The 15,796-nt window shown below is 48.9% G+C and carries 15 protein-coding genes; 11 read left to right on the top strand and 4 right to left on the bottom strand.

Annotated features, from left to right (window positions below):
* Positions 1-35 precede the first annotated feature (35 nt).
* Positions 36-1,142: an ISAs1 family transposase gene (locus NM686_RS06275; RefSeq protein ID WP_255187025.1), complete on the bottom strand. Its 1,107-nt coding sequence runs from the start codon at positions 1,140-1,142 to the stop codon at positions 36-38.
* Between the two features lie 169 nt (positions 1,143-1,311).
* Here NM686_RS06275 and NM686_RS06270 point away from each other — a divergent pair, with 169 nt between their 5' ends.
* From NM686_RS06270 to NM686_RS06240, 7 genes are all read left to right on the top strand, one after another.
* Positions 1,312-1,866: a non-canonical purine NTP pyrophosphatase gene (locus NM686_RS06270; protein WP_255187024.1), complete on the top strand. Its 555-nt coding sequence runs from the start codon at positions 1,312-1,314 to the stop codon at positions 1,864-1,866.
* Complete coding sequence (locus NM686_RS06265; protein ID WP_255187023.1) at positions 1,866-2,654, top strand: SIR2 family protein; 789 nt, start codon at positions 1,866-1,868, stop codon at positions 2,652-2,654. The genes NM686_RS06270 and NM686_RS06265 overlap by 1 nt, the downstream gene beginning before the upstream one ends.
* Positions 2,655-2,716: 62 nt before the next feature.
* Entirely contained in the window at positions 2,717-3,655 is a 939-nt protein-coding gene (locus tag NM686_RS06260; RefSeq protein ID WP_329959184.1) for a 5'-nucleotidase, read from the top strand.
* A 203-nt stretch (positions 3,656-3,858) separates the two neighbouring features.
* On the top strand, positions 3,859-4,440 hold the full coding sequence (locus tag NM686_RS06255) for an abortive infection system antitoxin AbiGi family protein (protein WP_269022564.1): 582 nt from the start codon (positions 3,859-3,861) through the stop codon (positions 4,438-4,440).
* A gap of 84 nt (positions 4,441-4,524) precedes the next feature.
* Positions 4,525-5,352 carry a restriction endonuclease gene (locus tag NM686_RS06250; protein WP_269022562.1) on the top strand — a complete coding sequence of 276 codons (828 nt, stop codon included), beginning with the start codon at positions 4,525-4,527 and terminating at the stop codon, positions 5,350-5,352.
* Positions 5,353-5,549: 197 nt separating this feature from the next.
* On the top strand, positions 5,550-5,801 hold the full coding sequence (locus NM686_RS06245; RefSeq protein WP_255187019.1) for a hypothetical protein: 252 nt from the start codon (positions 5,550-5,552) through the stop codon (positions 5,799-5,801).
* 16 nt (positions 5,802-5,817) lie between these two features.
* Positions 5,818-6,756: an ISAzo13 family transposase gene (locus tag NM686_RS06240; protein WP_255187018.1), complete on the top strand. Its 939-nt coding sequence runs from the start codon at positions 5,818-5,820 to the stop codon at positions 6,754-6,756.
* Positions 6,757-7,365: 609 nt separating this feature from the next.
* Here NM686_RS06240 and trfA read toward each other — a convergent pair.
* Positions 7,366-8,235 (bottom strand): plasmid replication initiator TrfA, encoded by an 870-nt coding sequence (gene trfA / locus NM686_RS06235; RefSeq protein WP_255187017.1) that lies wholly within the window; start codon positions 8,233-8,235, stop codon positions 7,366-7,368.
* A gap of 10 nt (positions 8,236-8,245) precedes the next feature.
* On the bottom strand, positions 8,246-8,710 hold the full coding sequence (locus NM686_RS06230; protein ID WP_255187016.1) for a hypothetical protein: 465 nt from the start codon (positions 8,708-8,710) through the stop codon (positions 8,246-8,248).
* A 131-nt stretch (positions 8,711-8,841) separates the two neighbouring features.
* Here NM686_RS06230 and mobH point away from each other — a divergent pair, with 131 nt between their 5' ends.
* From mobH to NM686_RS06215, 3 genes are read left to right on the top strand one after another with little or no spacing between them, the layout of a single operon-like run.
* Entirely contained in the window at positions 8,842-11,271 is a 2,430-nt protein-coding gene (mobH, locus tag NM686_RS06225; RefSeq protein WP_255187015.1) for a MobH family relaxase, read from the top strand.
* Positions 11,268-13,112, top strand: coding sequence for a conjugative transfer system coupling protein TraD (traD, locus tag NM686_RS06220; protein ID WP_255187014.1), 1,845 nt, complete (start codon positions 11,268-11,270; stop codon positions 13,110-13,112). Before mobH ends, traD begins: the two co-directional genes overlap by 4 nt.
* Entirely contained in the window at positions 13,109-13,741 is a 633-nt protein-coding gene (locus NM686_RS06215; RefSeq protein ID WP_255187013.1) for a DUF4400 domain-containing protein, read from the top strand. Before traD ends, NM686_RS06215 begins: the two co-directional genes overlap by 4 nt.
* 134 nt (positions 13,742-13,875) lie before the next feature.
* Here NM686_RS06215 and NM686_RS06210 read toward each other — a convergent pair whose 3' ends face one another.
* Positions 13,876-14,430, bottom strand: a complete 555-nt coding sequence (locus NM686_RS06210) for a hypothetical protein (protein ID WP_255187012.1) — start codon at positions 14,428-14,430, stop codon at positions 13,876-13,878.
* Positions 14,431-14,534: 104 nt separating this feature from the next.
* Between NM686_RS06210 and NM686_RS06205 the strand changes: the two genes are divergently transcribed.
* A complete protein-coding gene (locus NM686_RS06205; protein WP_255187011.1) occupies positions 14,535-15,785 on the top strand; it encodes an ISL3 family transposase in 1,251 nt (416 codons plus the stop codon).
* Positions 15,786-15,796 lie beyond the last annotated feature (11 nt).

Genomic DNA, 15,796 nt, shown 5'->3' with positions numbered 1-15,796 from the left:
TCCGAGGAGAAGACGGTCACTTCAGGGCAATCGCGCTATGTTGCAGATGTTCCGAAGAGTAATTTAAAGCGATAGTTATCGTTCAAACATGCTCGCAACTTGCGGCGCTTCAAGCTGTCTTTAGTAGGTCCGTTATTTCGTAGTAAATTGAGTGCCATCCGTCGCATCAACGCCAAGTTTTCGGCGGAATGATCTGTTCTGGCGCGATTCGCATCTTCGCCAAACTGCACATCCAGCACCCAGTGCTGGGAATTTTCTATCGCCCAATGCTGCCGTACCCCTTCGGCAAAGCGCTGCAAATCCGTAAACGAACACAAATAGTAGCGACACTCAACCGAGGTCTTGTCACCGAGGGTGCGAATCGATTCAACCCGACCAATGGCTTGTAGCCCGGCCCAGTCAGGTTTTTGCGTCAACCAAGCAATCTCGCTACTCAAGCTGTAACGGCGTATTTCCAGGCGACCGTGATCTTTGTCGATGGTTTCGTAGACCGGTAAGCGGTCGTTGGCATTTTCAGTATCCAGCCACAACCTGACATCCTCGCAAAGGTTCGGATGATTATCCTTCAGTGCCAACACGTAATCCGCTTGCGCCGTAACGATGGTTTTCGCAATGGCTTTTTGACAACCCATGGCATCGATCGAGATCAGAGCTCCTTTGATGTCCAACATCGACAATAAATCGGGGATCGCCTTGATTTCGTTAGTCTTCTCATCCACCGCCTGTTGCGCCAACACCCAACGCGCTTCAGCCGCAAAGGCGCTCATCAAATGCACGGCCTTATCCCCTTCGCGGCTGCCGCGCAAGGTCTTGCCGTCCAAACAGACTTGCTGTCCTGAAAGGCTTGGCAATGCCGCCTGCACCCAACGTTGAAAGGTCTCGGCAAACGCTTGGGGATTCAGGCGGCCCAAGACATTACTCAGGGTATCGTGCGAGGGAATTCCATTCGGTAATTCCAAAAAGGTCCGCAGCCAATCTTCTTTTTCTTCGGCAAACTCTTCCATGCCGACCCAATCCTCGATGCCGCTCAATACTGCGCATAAGACGATCATCACGATATCCGTGAGTTTGTGGAGTTTGTTTTTGCCCTCTCGCCGCGGGTCTGTGAGGTCAGCAAAATAGGGGGTTGGATCTGGGAGCATCTGGGATATTAGGCAAAATCGCTATACTAAACCCCTTGCCCGTGCAAGTGCTACAAAGCGCGATTGCCCTGACGGTCACTTGGCGACCCGTTGCGGTCTATTGCTCTATCTGGTTCAATGGCCGAACTTGAATCATTACCAGTCGTCAGTTCAAGCATTGAGCAAGATAATGGAAATAAGATTTGTAACAAAAAACCCTTATAAGGCTAAAGAAGTCGAGGCAATACTCGGTGACATAGGAGTGTCGATAGTTGATGTCCCTCTGAAAATTCATGAAATTCAGACAGAAGACATTCAAGATATCGTAAGGGATAAAGTTCTTAAGGCATTTGACAAAATAGGACGCCAAGTTTTTATAGAGCATACTGGTCTTTATATTAATTCATTGCAAGGTTTTCCTGGTGGTTTGACTCAAGTGTTTTGGGACAAATTAGAAGCTGATAACTTTTCAAAGTTACTCGGAAACCTTGAAGACACTTCTTTAACAGCTAAAACGGTAATTGCTTATTGTGATGCGAAGAAGATTCATATTTTCGAGGGTTCGATTGATGGAAATATTTCTCCCGAACCAAGAGGAAGTCGAGATTTTCAATGGGACTGTATTTTTATACCAAAGGGTTATGACAAAACCTTTGCAGAGCTAGGTAATAAAAAGAATGAAATTTCTATGCGAAAGATAGCATTCGATAAATTTCGAGAATTCTTACTTAAGGAAATTTTGTAATGGATGAATTAATCGCCTCCTACAAGGATAGAAACTTAATTCTTTTCATAGGGGCTGGACTCTCTAACAACCTTGGGTTGCCAACTTGGTCGGAACTGATCGATCACGTGGCTAGAGAGCTTGGATATGATCCCGAAATATATAAAACATTTGGAAATAGTCTTGCATTAGCGGAGTATTACAGAGTAAAGAAAGGGAATATTGGGCCTTTACGAAGCTGGATGGATACAAACTGGCACTCTGACAAAGTAGATCTGACTGGTTCTGATATTCATAGATTAATTGCGAATTCTAAATTCCATATTATTTATACTACAAATTATGATCGATTGATTGAAAAGTCATTTGAATATTATGATAAACGATATATAAAAATCTCCAGTGTATCTGATATACCACAAATTAAAGATGGTGTGACGCAGATAATAAAGTTCCATGGAGATTTTGACAACGACGACACAATCGTTCTTGATGAGTCGAGCTATTATGAACGACTAGAGTTTGAGACGCCTTTGGATATCAAATTGAGATCAGATGTTCTTGGAAAATCTGTCCTTTTCATTGGTTATAGCCTAACCGACGTCAATCTTCGTTTTTTATTTTACAAGCTTGCCAAATTGTGGAAGACAAATAACGGTGGAGGTGTCCAACCAAGATCGTATGTATTTACTCATCGACCGAATCCAATTCAGGAAGCAATACTCGATCAATGGGGTATTAAAATGATTACATCTTCGGAGGATGATCCGCAAAAGGCGCTCCAAGATTTTTTGGAGCAGTTCCGTTGAGTTTGAGTATACAACATATGTCAATTCGTTCGTAAGCTCTCCCCAATTATCATGATCTTTAAATTTCCTTTATAGCATATCCTATAGAAAGAAAATTTGTCATCAGTGTTGCATCTAGTGCACTGTTCGACCTTTCTGAATCACACGAAATTTATATTACTAAAGGTGTCGACGCATATCGCTTGCATCAAGAAGAACACATTAACACCCCTTTTCCCAAAGGGGTAGCTTTCCCATTTATCCGACGGTTTCTTAGCATTAACAAGGCATTCCCAAAGCAGTCCCCGGTAGAGGTTGTGCTTTTATCAAGAAACTCGCCAGAAACTGGATTGAGGGTTTTCCGTTCAATTCGACACTATGGCCTTGATATAACCCGTGCTGGATTTATGACGGGGAGATCGCCTCACGAGTACGTGCCTGCCTTTAATGCATCACTGTTCCTGAGCGCGAATGAAGAGGATGTTCAAATGGCCATTGACGCAAACTATCCAGCTGGAACAGTGCTTCCTTCAAAGGTCTATGATGACGAAATTGATGGAGAATTAAGGGTGGCGTTCGACTTTGACGGAGTAGTTGCCGACGATGAAGCAGAAACTGTTTATAAACGGAATAATGACCTCAATGAATTTCAGGCTTACGAAACAGAAAAACAATCAATTCCCCACCAACCAGGCCCACTCGCTGACCTATTCAAAAAACTTTCATTTATGCAAAAATTAGAGGAAAAACGTCGAAAAGAAGAGCCTGAATACAAAAAAATTCTAAGAATAGCTATTGTTACTGCTCGAAATGCCCCTGCTCATGAAAGGGTTGTAACTACACTAAAAGAATGGGGTGTATCCCCTGACGAATCTTTCTTTCTGGGGGGGATGCAGAAATCGAGAATACTGACGGTTATGAAACCTCATATGTTTTTTGATGACCAGCGCAGTCACTTGGAGTCTCCTGCTGGAGATATTCCAATGGTTCATGTGCCATTTGGAATTGCGAACAAAATCTAAACGAACATTCAACCGGACCAGAGAAAAAAGCAGCGCAGGCCAGTTAATTATAAGTTAAACGAGCTTTCGCTTGTAGTTATATGGAAACTATCTAATTACTAGTTATGCACAATAAAAACTTATTGCATTTCACGGGGCGCGGTCGAACTGATCAGGAAGCTTATGACATCCTAAAGATAATTCTGGATACTTCAGAGCTTCTCATGAGCTACTGCCCAACGTTCGCCAAAGAGACTTTTGAAAAGCATTTTATGATGGCTTGTCTTACAGACCCAGAAAAGGTTGATATTACTAAGCATCAACAGTTATTCGGTAAATTTGCAGTGGCATTCAATAGGGATTCAATGGTGAAATATGGAGCGAACCCTGTTCTTTACGTTACCTCGGAAAATTTAGTTCATATCGAATCACAAATGGGGTTGCTTCGAAAATTTGAAGATTTAAATAAAGATAGAGAGTGGAAAGAAGAGGTAGAGCCATATCAATTTACTGAAAACGAGTTGCTGAGCTTTTATTTTACTGCCGGGTTATCTCAAGAACTCGAATACAAAGGAGAGAAAGACAATTATTTTCAGTCGGAGTGGAGAATTCTATATCAGCCAGATCTCTTTTTAGGTCATGATAAAGCAGATAAGCCAGGAATGATTAGGCCTTCAAACTTGAACGGAAGAATCGTAGGTTATCTAAAATTTGATAAACAAGATATTTCATACATTTTAGTGCCAAAAGAATTCGTAGATCAGGCAAAAAATGATTATCCCCATATTGTAGTTAAAGCTGCATAACAAGGCGCTCGTTCAGACGCAAACTACGCTTCGTTAGCGTTGAACAGCTTGATCATTAGAAATAAGGAGTTTGAGCCGAAAGTCATGATTGACGACCCATATCCAGAAAGCTGGCAAGACTTACAAACAGGTGTGCGAAGACTATTCCGCAACGTTGGTCTGTATGCAGACGTTGAGGTGGATCTCCAGACGCCTCGCGGCTCCGTCAATGTAGATGTTTTAGCTGTAGACCACCGTAGCTTAGATAAAATTAAATATATTGTGGAGTGCAAAAATTGGAATGCGGCAGTGCCTCAATCTGTTGTGCACTCATTTACCACTGTTATGCATGAAACTGGGGCTAACATTGGGTTTATCGTCTCAAAATATGGCCTTCAATCAGGAGCAAAGCAGTACACGCGAAATACAAATATTGTCGGATTAACTTATTTAGAGCTTCAACAGCGATATTTTGAGGCTTGGTGGATAAGATACTTCTGCCCTAGGATAGGTGACGCAGCTGATCGCGTTCTACAGTACACTGAAGAATTTAATGTTCATCGCGATAAAGCATACGACAATCTATCTCAGGAAAAAAAGGAAATATTTGATCAGTTGCGGTCACAGTACACTGTTCATTCTTGGATGTTTTCGATGTTTAACCTTAAGTCAGTAAGTCCGCGCATGGACTTTGGCACCTTGCTGAATGTTCCGTCCGATTTAGAAAGTTTTAAAAAAGAAGTTTTATATTATATTTCACCGGGTGTGGAATGGCACTGTATGACCTTTCGTGATCAATTAAATTTGATCTTGCAGTTCCTCAAAGATGTAGAAGAAGAGTTTAATTCATTGTTTGGCGGTTATATTTTTGATATTAGACCGATGAGCGGCGTAGTGCTTGACGGGCCGCCAATAGATCGAGCCTTCCTATGAAGCTTTTACATCTGTGTCTACCGCCAAGTGGATGCTTATTCCTAGCAAGTGCGTCAACGCGGATTGCTTTTTTCTGCTGACGCTCCAAGAGCAACGGTTACGCAAGAGTTAAGGATATCGCTAAAAACAACTTCCCTGAATTGCTAAGGGCGAATCGACGATAATAAGCGTTTTTCGCAGCGTAAGATAAAAAGCCAGTGATCGGTTACGACCAAGCCATCGAAATCAAAATGCAGCGACTGTTTAGAACCTTATCCGAAAAGGATAAGCGTCGTTATGCGGGCATAGAAGCGACGAAATTGGGCCATGGCGGTATTGACTATATTTCGAAGCTATTCGATATCGATCCCAAAACCGTCCGCCGTGGACTGCAGGAATTAGACTTGGCCGATGACCCAGCATCGGAGCGGGTCCGAAAAAAAAGGTGGGGGCCGGAAACCCGCGATTGAACAGCAACCCCAGCTATTGGTTAACTTTCTGGCACTGCTGGCGGAATTCACCGCCGGTGATCCGATGCGGGAAGGTGTGTTATGGACCAATCTATCGCGTTGCGAAATTAGTCGCCGGTTACGGGAGATGGGAACGCCGGCTAGCCGTCATACAGTGCGCAAGCTGTTGCGAAAACACGGCCTGGGCCAACGCAAGGCGCGCAAGAAAAAATCCATGGGCGCCCATCCCGACCGCAATGCCCAATTCGAAAACATTGCTCGTCTCAAAGCGGAATACTTGGCTGCTGGAGAGCCCGTGATCAGCATCGACACCAAGAAGAAAGAACTCATCGGTGACTTCGCCCGCGAAGGGCATACCCATACACAAGCCCCTGTCGAAACGCTGGATCATGATTTTCCAAGTGCTGGCCAAGGTAAGCTCATTCCGCATGGTATTTATGACGTGGCTCGGAATGAAGGCACGATTCACCTCAATACCAGCCACGATACCAGCGAATTGTGTTGCGATAGCATCGCCCTGTGGTGGCAACGGCAGGGCCGCGAGCACTACCCCCATGCCAAGCGGTTATTAATCCTGTGTGATGGGGGTGGCAGTAATGCCGCTAATCGTCATGTTTTCAAAGAAGCCGTGCAGGCTTTGGCAGAATGTTTGGGCTTGGAAATTCGCATCGCACACTATCCGCCCTATTGCTCAAAGCACAATCCGATTGAGCATCGCTTGTTTCCGCACATCACCCGCGCCTGCCAAGGTGTCGTGTTTCATACGCTCGACATTGCCAAGCAATTTATGGAAAAAGCTAAGACCACAACCGGATTAAAAGTCACGGTCGACATTTTGACCGGTATCTATGAAACCGGAAAGAAATGTGCCGCCGATTTCATCCAAAACATGCGAATCGTATTTGATGATTTTCTACCCCGATGGAATTACCGAGCTCTGCCTCAAAGCAGGTAATTTCGGGAAGTTATTTTTGACGGAATCCTAAACGAGCAATTTTCGATTTTAACCGGACATTCAAAATTCCACTCCGATAGACAACTTTTTGGCCGATAGGTTGAGACCACTAACGTCTGCTTTATAGTCCAGTAGTTCGAAGAATCTATATTTCACTGAATGACCGGTTTGGAGAAACTCGATAGACGGGTTTGGGTCGCCACAAGACGACCAAGCGCGTTCCGAATAAGCCTAGTGACAATCACCTCACTAGCATTCGTTTCAAAATCGAAATCCTGGCCATCACCAGTCCCTATATATAGATTAAATAAAGATTATATATAGATTAGCACCCTCGATTTTCAGCTTGAAAGAATCGCTGCAGACCACGAATAGCAAGGCCTGCGGCGATTTCACAAATTGCCCGAAGCGTCGGTCTAATGCCGTGTCAAACGTCGGCCTAATGCCGTGCTTTTTGTCGGTCTAATGCCGTGCCCGTCGGTCTAATGCCGTTACCTTGTCGGCCGAATGCCGTGCCTCCGTCGGTCTAATGCCGTATCCGCGTCGGCCTAATGCCGTATCGAGAGGCTTCGACCGACCCAAAATAGCGTCGGTCTAATGCCGTGCTTTTTAGTGTTGCTGGTCGTCGAGAAAACGCTGTTGACTGGGCGTCGGTTGGCGTTTGATTTTCACGATATCATCAGCGAATTCAAAGTTTGCCAAAGTGCCGATGCACACCAAGGCATCCAATGCTTTACCCAGCCGATATTTGAAGTCGCGCAGGGTTTTCGAGCCACTGCCGCTCAGTCGGTGAATGGTGGCAATTTTCATCGGGAACGGCGCGGCATGGGACGACAGAAAACCGTGTAACCATAATGCCAAGGGTTGTTTGCGCAATTTTTGCCGCTGCTCGAATTCGATGTAGGTATAGCCCTCCTCGAACAGGCGTAGCATGGATTCAGTCAATTCCACTACGTAACGCTGCGTCAGTTCGTCACGGTAATAGCGCAAGAAGCCTTTTTCACCGAAAGCATCCCGGCCGTGAAAGGTGATTTCGACAAAGGCGCCGCCCAAGCGCGCCATCGATTCTTTCAACCATTCATGCTGACTTTTACCGCTGCCGCGCCCCAACGCCGTCAGCAGGGCATAGGCGCTGAAGGTCACGCCAAATCCCGGTAATTGTTGCCGGGACAAGTGCACGATCTGCATCCAGACATCGAGATCCGATTGATTGAGCTGTATGCCGAGGTAGCGAACCTCAATGCCATCGACCGCAGCCAGCAGGGTGCGTTTCTTATAAGCAATGCGCTCCTTACCTTGAATGCCGGCGAACAATGCGCTCCGTAAGCAAGCATTGGGCGTCCCGCGTATCGCCGACGGCCAATTGGGTAGTGAAGTCATGGGTTCGACGACCCGCAATTTGGCTTTTTTCCGCTCCGTCAGAGACTGAAAACGTTCGGTGAGATTATCGAGCGAATGGTTTGTGGTATTTCTGTCCATGACGGCCGCCTCACTTCTTCAAGCTGCCGGGATTGCAGCCATGACTCAGAACGTTGTGCGGGATAGTCATTGTTCTGACTAACGCCTGCTCCACCGGCGTCATATCGAGCTGGTGATGGCAATATTTTCGCCAGGCGCGTTCGATGGCCAATGCATCGTCATCCGGGCTATCTGATATGTGGGAGGTGCTGACATTAAGGACATGCCCCGCTTCGTCGTCACTTGCCACGTAACCGCCAAGCGGCGGATTGGCTTGCCTGACGACGTGTTCCATTGCTGCAGCTCGCAGCACTGAACCGGCCAATCCTCCTGTCTGCCAAGCATTATCCAGGCGCCAGGGTTGCTCGGGTTGAACCGGCACAATCGATTCGATGACAAACTCGCTGATGGAGACATCAGGCCGATTCAGCGAAGTACAGGCCGTACCGCACACTGCGGACACAAGACAATGGATTGCGAGCGATTTGGATTTCATGAGAGCTCCAGGGGAAATTAAAGGGAGCTCGTTACACTAAACACTCTTTTGCCAGGCCTGCTTGCAGCTGACGTCAAATTCGTCGTCAGCTGCAAGCGACGATTGAAAATTTCCCGGCAAGATGCGGCGTTATGGAAAATACGCCTCCGACTCTCATTACCCGCATCCGTCAACGTTTATTTGGCGTCGAGTCCGCGCCTGTCGCTCAGGTTGCTACAACGATGGATGAGGACGTGCCGCGTTACCCGCCGTTCATGAAGGGTCTGCCAGCTGCGCCTGTGGAACGCATCCTGTCCAGTCAAACGGAATCGATTGCGTCCATCGAACAGGCGCTGGCCCTGCCAGATAGTCTGTATCAAACCATAGCCGCGCCGGTCATCCGTCGCTATGCCGCCTACAGCCACTTGTTGCCGGCTTCGGAATCGCATCATCATCGCGGCGCCGGCGGTTTGTTTCGGCATGGTCTGGAAGTCGCCCATTGGGCGACCTTGGCATCCCAAGGCAGTTTGTTTGCCACGTCAGCATCACCCAAGGAACGAAAAGCACAAGAATTACGCTGGCGTCTGGCGGTCTGTTTTGCCGGTCTATTGCATGACATTGGCAAACCGGTCGCCGATATCGCCGTGATCGACGCACAGGGGCAACATACCTGGAACCCTTGCGATGAAAACATCACCGACTGGGCTGTGCGAAATGAGATCGAACGATACTTTCTGCGCTGGCGGGACAACCGCCATAAACGCCATGAACAGTTTTCGGCGTTGGTGATCGAGCGCGTCCTGACCCGCGAAGCCCGCACATTCATTCTGGAGTCCGGTCCCGACATCATGCAGGCCATGCTGGAAACCATTAACGGTTTGGACCGCGGTTCCAAAGTTTACGCACTGGTGATAACCGCCGACTGTAAAAGCGTTGAACGTGATTTGAAAGCGCACTACCAAAACATCGACTCGGCCTTGGGCATGCCGGTTGAAAAGTACCTGTTCGACGCGATGCGCCGCTTGGTCAAGTCCGGACAATGGACAGTCAACGAAAAAGGCGCTCGGCTATGGCGTTTTGAGGATGGCCTGCATATCGTCTGGCGGGCCGGTGCTCAAGACATCGTCACATTGCTGGCCAAGGACAAAGTACCCGGCATTCCGCGCGACGAAGACACCTTGGCGGACATTCTGATCGAACGCGGCTTGGCAATCCCTAAGTCCTGGCCGGATGGTCGGCAATACCGTTATTGGCAGATGCAGCCCGAGGGTTTGGACAATCCGCTGTACCTGTTGCGCCTGAAATCCGCGGAACTGATTTTCAGCGGGGAGCCGCCGCTTGTGGTTGCAGCGCGCGAAATTAGCGAACAGGATGCAGCTGCGGTGCCCCTCGAACCCGTTACCAATCCGGCACCGAAAATCAGCAAACCGGCAAAAGCCAAGAACCTCGTGGTTATGAAGCAACCCCAACGCACCGATAGTCCTGCTTCAGTTTTGCCAGACGCTATCCAATCAGAACCCGCGCATGACCTAAGCGCCCTGCCCGACCTGCTACAAATAGAATCGACACCAAGCAGTTCGAATTCACAAGGTGCGAAGGACACGAATAACTTGCCATCAGCTCCCGATCAAGGTCTGTCGCAATCCAAATCAACCGATGACGCCCCTGCGTTGTGTCAGACAAAACAACCGAAAAACGAAACACCAGCCAAACCGACCAACACAGAAAAAGCAGATTCAGCCGCAAAACCCGATCTCTCCACGACGGATACAAAAAGCATCGCTAATCCGGTCGACAGCGCCAAGTGCTGGTTGGAAAGGTACGGCGATGTCGGCCAATGCTTAATGGATATCGCCGCAATGCTCAATCAAGGCCAATGGCAGTTAGGCAGCGATCTATTGGAAGTCCAAGACAAATACCTGCTGCCGTTTCCGGCGGCGGCTGAAAAACTCGCCGTCGATCCGCCCCAGTTCATCAAAATTCTGGAAGACAAAGGTTGGCTAGTGACCGATGTCCTGTCGCCGATGCGCAAGGTACAAACCATTCAATCCGTTCGCGGCGTCCTGCTGGCCTTGGAACCGAGTTTGGCTTTGAAGGCTTTATTGAAATCAGAAGGCAAAGCCACGCTGACAGCATCACCAGCGCAATCTCCAACCAGCAACACTGACAACAAGACCAGAGATCAAGTTAAGTCTGCTCAGCCTCAAGACGAGGCCATTCGGGAACCCAAGCCTGTTCGGTCCAAATCAAACACAACAGGTAAACACAAATCAATTGTCGGCAACGCGTCAGACAGTTCGGTCAATTCCGAGCCAGACAAAGCAAGTACTCCCACAACAACCCCACCGGCAAAACCCGGAACGATCGATTTGCTGATCACGCATGTGCGGCAACAAAACCTTCCGCCCGATGAAGCATCGACAGACGGTCACTGGCACACACTGTCCAATACCGATCTGGAACAATTTCTGAGGCAGCATCCGACGATCAAACGCACTCGCCTGATGCTCGATATCGCCAACCATCCGGATTGTCGCTCGGTCAGTGCCACGGAAGGTATTCAGGTGAGATTACGCCCATGAAATCCGATTACGACTATCAGTTTCCCTGGCGGCCGATCTTCGAGGTGTATGCCATCTCGGGTTGGTTGGGCGGTGCCGGATTGGCGCATTTCATCAGCCGCTGGTCGGGCTTGCCGCGTGAACCCTTCGACTGGTTGATGACGGCGTGCGGAGTGATGGCGTGTTGGCGGCTGTCGCCGGCCTTGAGTCTTTGGTACCGAAAACGCCGATTGCGGCAGTTTCGGTTCCAATATCTGGATGCCGAAAAGCTGGTAGCGATGGTGAAACAGCATCCCGAAGCCTTGTGGTTCGGTTGGGGGTTCGATTGGGTGCAAAAGCATGCGCAATTGGCCTACGAGATTTTGAAACGCGATGTCTCGACGCTGATTCCCAGCGATCATCAGCGGATGGGCTCGGCCTGGATACACGGCCTGGAAGTGTCCGAAAGCGACATTCGCCAGCCCTTGCAGCATACCGCCGGCCATACGCTTCTGGTCGGTACCACCGGCGCAGGCAAAACCCGCGCCTTTGACGTGTTGGTCACTCAAGCCGTCTTGCGCGGCGAAGCGGTAATCATCATCGACCCCAAAGGCGATAAGGACTTGATGGCCTGCGCCAAACGTGCCTGCGCCTTAGTCCAGCGCCCGGATCGCTTCGTGTATTTCCATCCGGCCTTTCCGGAAGACAGCGTGCGACTCGACCCCTTGCACAACTTCAACCGGCCTTCGGAAATCGCCAGCCGCATTAGCGCCATTTCGCCCAGCGAAAGCAGTAACGATCCGTTCAAAGCCTTTGGGCAAAAATCACTGGATAACGTAATTCAAGGCTTGATGGTCATCGAGGAGCGACCAACTTTGGTCAAGCTGCGTCGTTATTTGGAAGGCGGACCCTCCACGCTGGTGATTCAAGCCTTAGAACGCTATTTCGACAACAACCTCGGTCATTGGCGGCAAGAGGCGCGGTCTTACCTGAAGAATGCCAAGGACATTGACTCCAAAGCGGTGGGTCTGGTGCGGTTTTACCGGGAGGTCGTGCAGTATCAACTGCCCAATTTGGATTTGGAAGGCTTGTTGTCCTTGTTCGAACATGACCGAACACATTTCAGCAAGATGGTGGCGTCCTTGATTCCGATCATGAACATGCTGACCTCGGGGTCCTTGGGCCCTTTGCTGTCACCGAATCCTCACGACGTAGATGACTTGCGGCCCATCACCAATACCGGCCACATCATCGAAAAAGCTCAGGTCGCCTACATCGGCCTGGACTCGTTATCGGATGGCATGGTAGGCAGTGCGATTGGCTCGATTCTGTTGGCCGACTTGGCGGCGGTTGCCGGCGACCGTTACAACTACGGTGTCTCGGACCGACCGGTGAATGTGTTTGTCGACGAGGCGGCGGAAGTCATCAACGATCCCTTCATTCAGGTCTTGAACAAAGGCCGCGGCGCCAAAATTCGCCTGTTCATCGCCACGCAAACCTTTGCCGATTTTGCTGCCCGCACGGGTTCCCAGGACAAAGCCCGGCAAGTGCTGGGCAACGTCAACAACCTGATCGCGCTCAGGATCATGGACAGCGAAACCCAGCAGTACATCACCGACAATCTGCCGAAGACGCGATTGAAATACATCATGCGCACCCAGGGCGTGGCCACCAGTGCGACCAATCCTACAGTGTTTTCCGGCAATGTCGGCGAACGCCTAATGGAAGAAGAAGGTGACTTGTTTGCGCCGCAGTTGTTGGGTCAACTGCCCGACTTGCATTACATCGCCAAGTTATCCGGCGGCCGGATAGTCAAAGGCCGTTTGCCGATTCTGCGGTCGGAACTGGATCGACAACGGGATCGCCAAGGTGTCGGCTCATGACGCGCAATCTGTTGTTCAGCCTGATGCTTTGGCTACTGGAAGTGATCCTGGTGGCCAGTTTCGTGTCGGACCGCTGGACGCGTGAATTGCAGCGCGCCGAAGATCAGATGATGATCGGCTATTTTGGTACCAAAAAAGAAGCGCAGATCAGCCAAACCGCACAACGCTGGTTTGATCGCCTGTTCGTCAGCACCGGCATCCGAGAAAGCGTGTTCCGCTACTTCATCCCGACCGAGCGTGAACGGCAGATGTCCAAAGGCTTTGAGGATGTGGGGCGCAACGATTTGTTTCCGTTTATCGAAAGCCGACTCAACGTGCTGTGGGACACGATCATTCAAATGATCAAACGCCTGACCACGGCGTGTATTTGGGTGCCATACCTGGCGGCCGCTTTGTTGCCGTTTGTCGTCGACGGACTAGTACGGCGCAAGATCAGCCAGACCAACTTCGATTACCCCAGCCCGATGGCGCATCGCTACAGCCTTTATCTGATTCTGGGTGCGCTGTATCTTTTGCTGGTCAGTTTGACCTTGCCGTTTCCAATTCCACCGCAAGCCGTGCCGGTAGGTGTTTTTGTCTTGGCCTACGCCGTCAACGTGCTGCTCGCCAATACACAAAAACGAATTTAAGGACAAAGCATCGGCCGATCTTGGTAAGATATTTCACGATCTTGGGCGCGCATTTTAAAAAGAATATTCTCACTTTTGCAGTTCGAACAGAAAAATCTAACAATGTGCTTATCTTTCTCTTAAACTTTAAAGATTTAGATTGTAGATTCGGCGCGAGTTCTTTTGACTAATTTACCTATCGTGCGTTTGACGCGCGCATTGGTTAAATACAATATATAAAGAATAGCCAAAAACGCGACTATGTATATACCGATTTTACTTTTGCTGGCTGGTTGCCCTACACCTGCCTTAAAGTTCATGTGCGCATCCAGTCTCTCGCCGTTATCTTGCAGCAAGGTAATATGAATCAGATATTTGCCTGGTTCAGCTACTCCATACGGCATGTCTAATACAACAGTTCCGGATTTGTGTTTCTCGGCTTCCGAAAAGAAAACCCGTTTTCCTTCAGGCTCCTTTGTAACTTCAAATTCAATCGCCATGTTGCGATAGCGCTGATCTTGGTAGTCGAAGACCAACTGAGTCAACGTGTTGATATCGGGAAGACTGCCGCAAAAATCTTTAGCGGGATAAGCTTTCGGTTGATACGCTGTGTAGTGTAGCCAATGATCTTTTTCCAGTTCGAACTTACATTGGTCGGTATCTGTGCCAGCCGCACCGCCGTGCGCCCAAAGAACTGTTGAAAAAATCATGGCTCTTCCGTATTTTGCGGAGAAACCACTACATGTAGTGCTATAGTCTTTGCCTGCCACAGTGAGTTTTGCTAAGGTCGACAATTTAACGCTGGAGTATCGTGATGACACAGTCGCTACTTCAAATACCGCTGGATATACCTGATGTTTGTATCGAAAAAGTTGAAACCACCGCCAAAGGCGAGTTCATCATCACGGTCAGTAGTACGTTAACCAGTGCAACCTGCCATCAATGCGGCCAGAGGATCGATAAGTTTTATGGCTATGGCAGAGAAATCACCTTGCGTCATTTGTCGATTTTCGATCGGCCGGTTTGGATCAAGCTAACCCCCAAGCGCTATCGATGCCCTGACTGCCCCAAAGGTCCGACGACCACGCAACAATGTGGCTGGTATAACTGGAAAAGCCCCCATACCAAAGCGTATGAGCAGTGGATATTGCGTGAATTGATCAACAGCAGCGTGACCGACATGGACGTGAAGCACGGCATCAGCGCCGAAGCGGCGGAAGGGATTATCAATCGGCACGTGGCCCAACAAGTTGATTGGTCTGCCATCCAAGGCATTCGCTTGCTGGGACTGGATGAAATCGCTTTGAAAAAAGGGCATCAAGATTTTGTGGTCATCGTGTCGGCTATCGATACCGAGGACCATAAGCGGATTCTGGCGGTGCTGCCCGACCGCAAAAAAGAAACGGTTAAAGCCTTTTTGCAGAATATTCCCGAGGCACAGCAACACGCGTTACAACGCGTCTGCGTGGACATGTATGAAGGGTATCGCAACGCCGTCTATGAGACATTGCCCGGCGTCGAGGTGGTGGTTGATCGCTTCCATGTCGCCAAGCATTATCGAGACGGCGCCGACCAGGTCCGCAAGGCGGAAATGAAAAAACTCAAGAATACCCTGTCTGCCGAGGATTATGCCAAGCTGAAAGGCGCGATGTGGGCTTTTCGGAAGCGCTGGATGGAACTCTCTGCCGATCAGCAAACCGTTTTGCTTTTTCTATTCCAGCAAGCCCCCATTTTGCGAGAAGTCTATATCCAACGGGAGCTTTTGACGGGTATTTTTGAGCGCCGACTCAATAAGGCTGAGGCCGAAAAAGCCTTGGATCGCTGGATGGAGCATATCAAAGTCTTGAAGTTGAAGGGCTTTGATGCGTTTGTCAAAACCTATCAAAACTGGCGAAATGAAATCACCAACTATTTCATTCGCCGGGAAACCAGTGGCTTTGTTGAAGGGCTTAACAACAAAATCAAAAGCATCAAACGACGCTGCTTTGGCATTTACAATACCGTCCGCCTGTTTCAGCATATCTGGCTTGATATCGAAGGGAGACGGTTGTTCGGTTATGCATAACCCTATATGTC

The organism is Methylomonas rapida, from assembly GCF_024360925.2.
Classification (GTDB): domain Bacteria; phylum Pseudomonadota; class Gammaproteobacteria; order Methylococcales; family Methylomonadaceae; genus Methylomonas; species Methylomonas rapida.
Note: the sequence above shows the minus strand (reverse complement) of the source record. Positions and strands in the feature narration are given on the sequence as shown.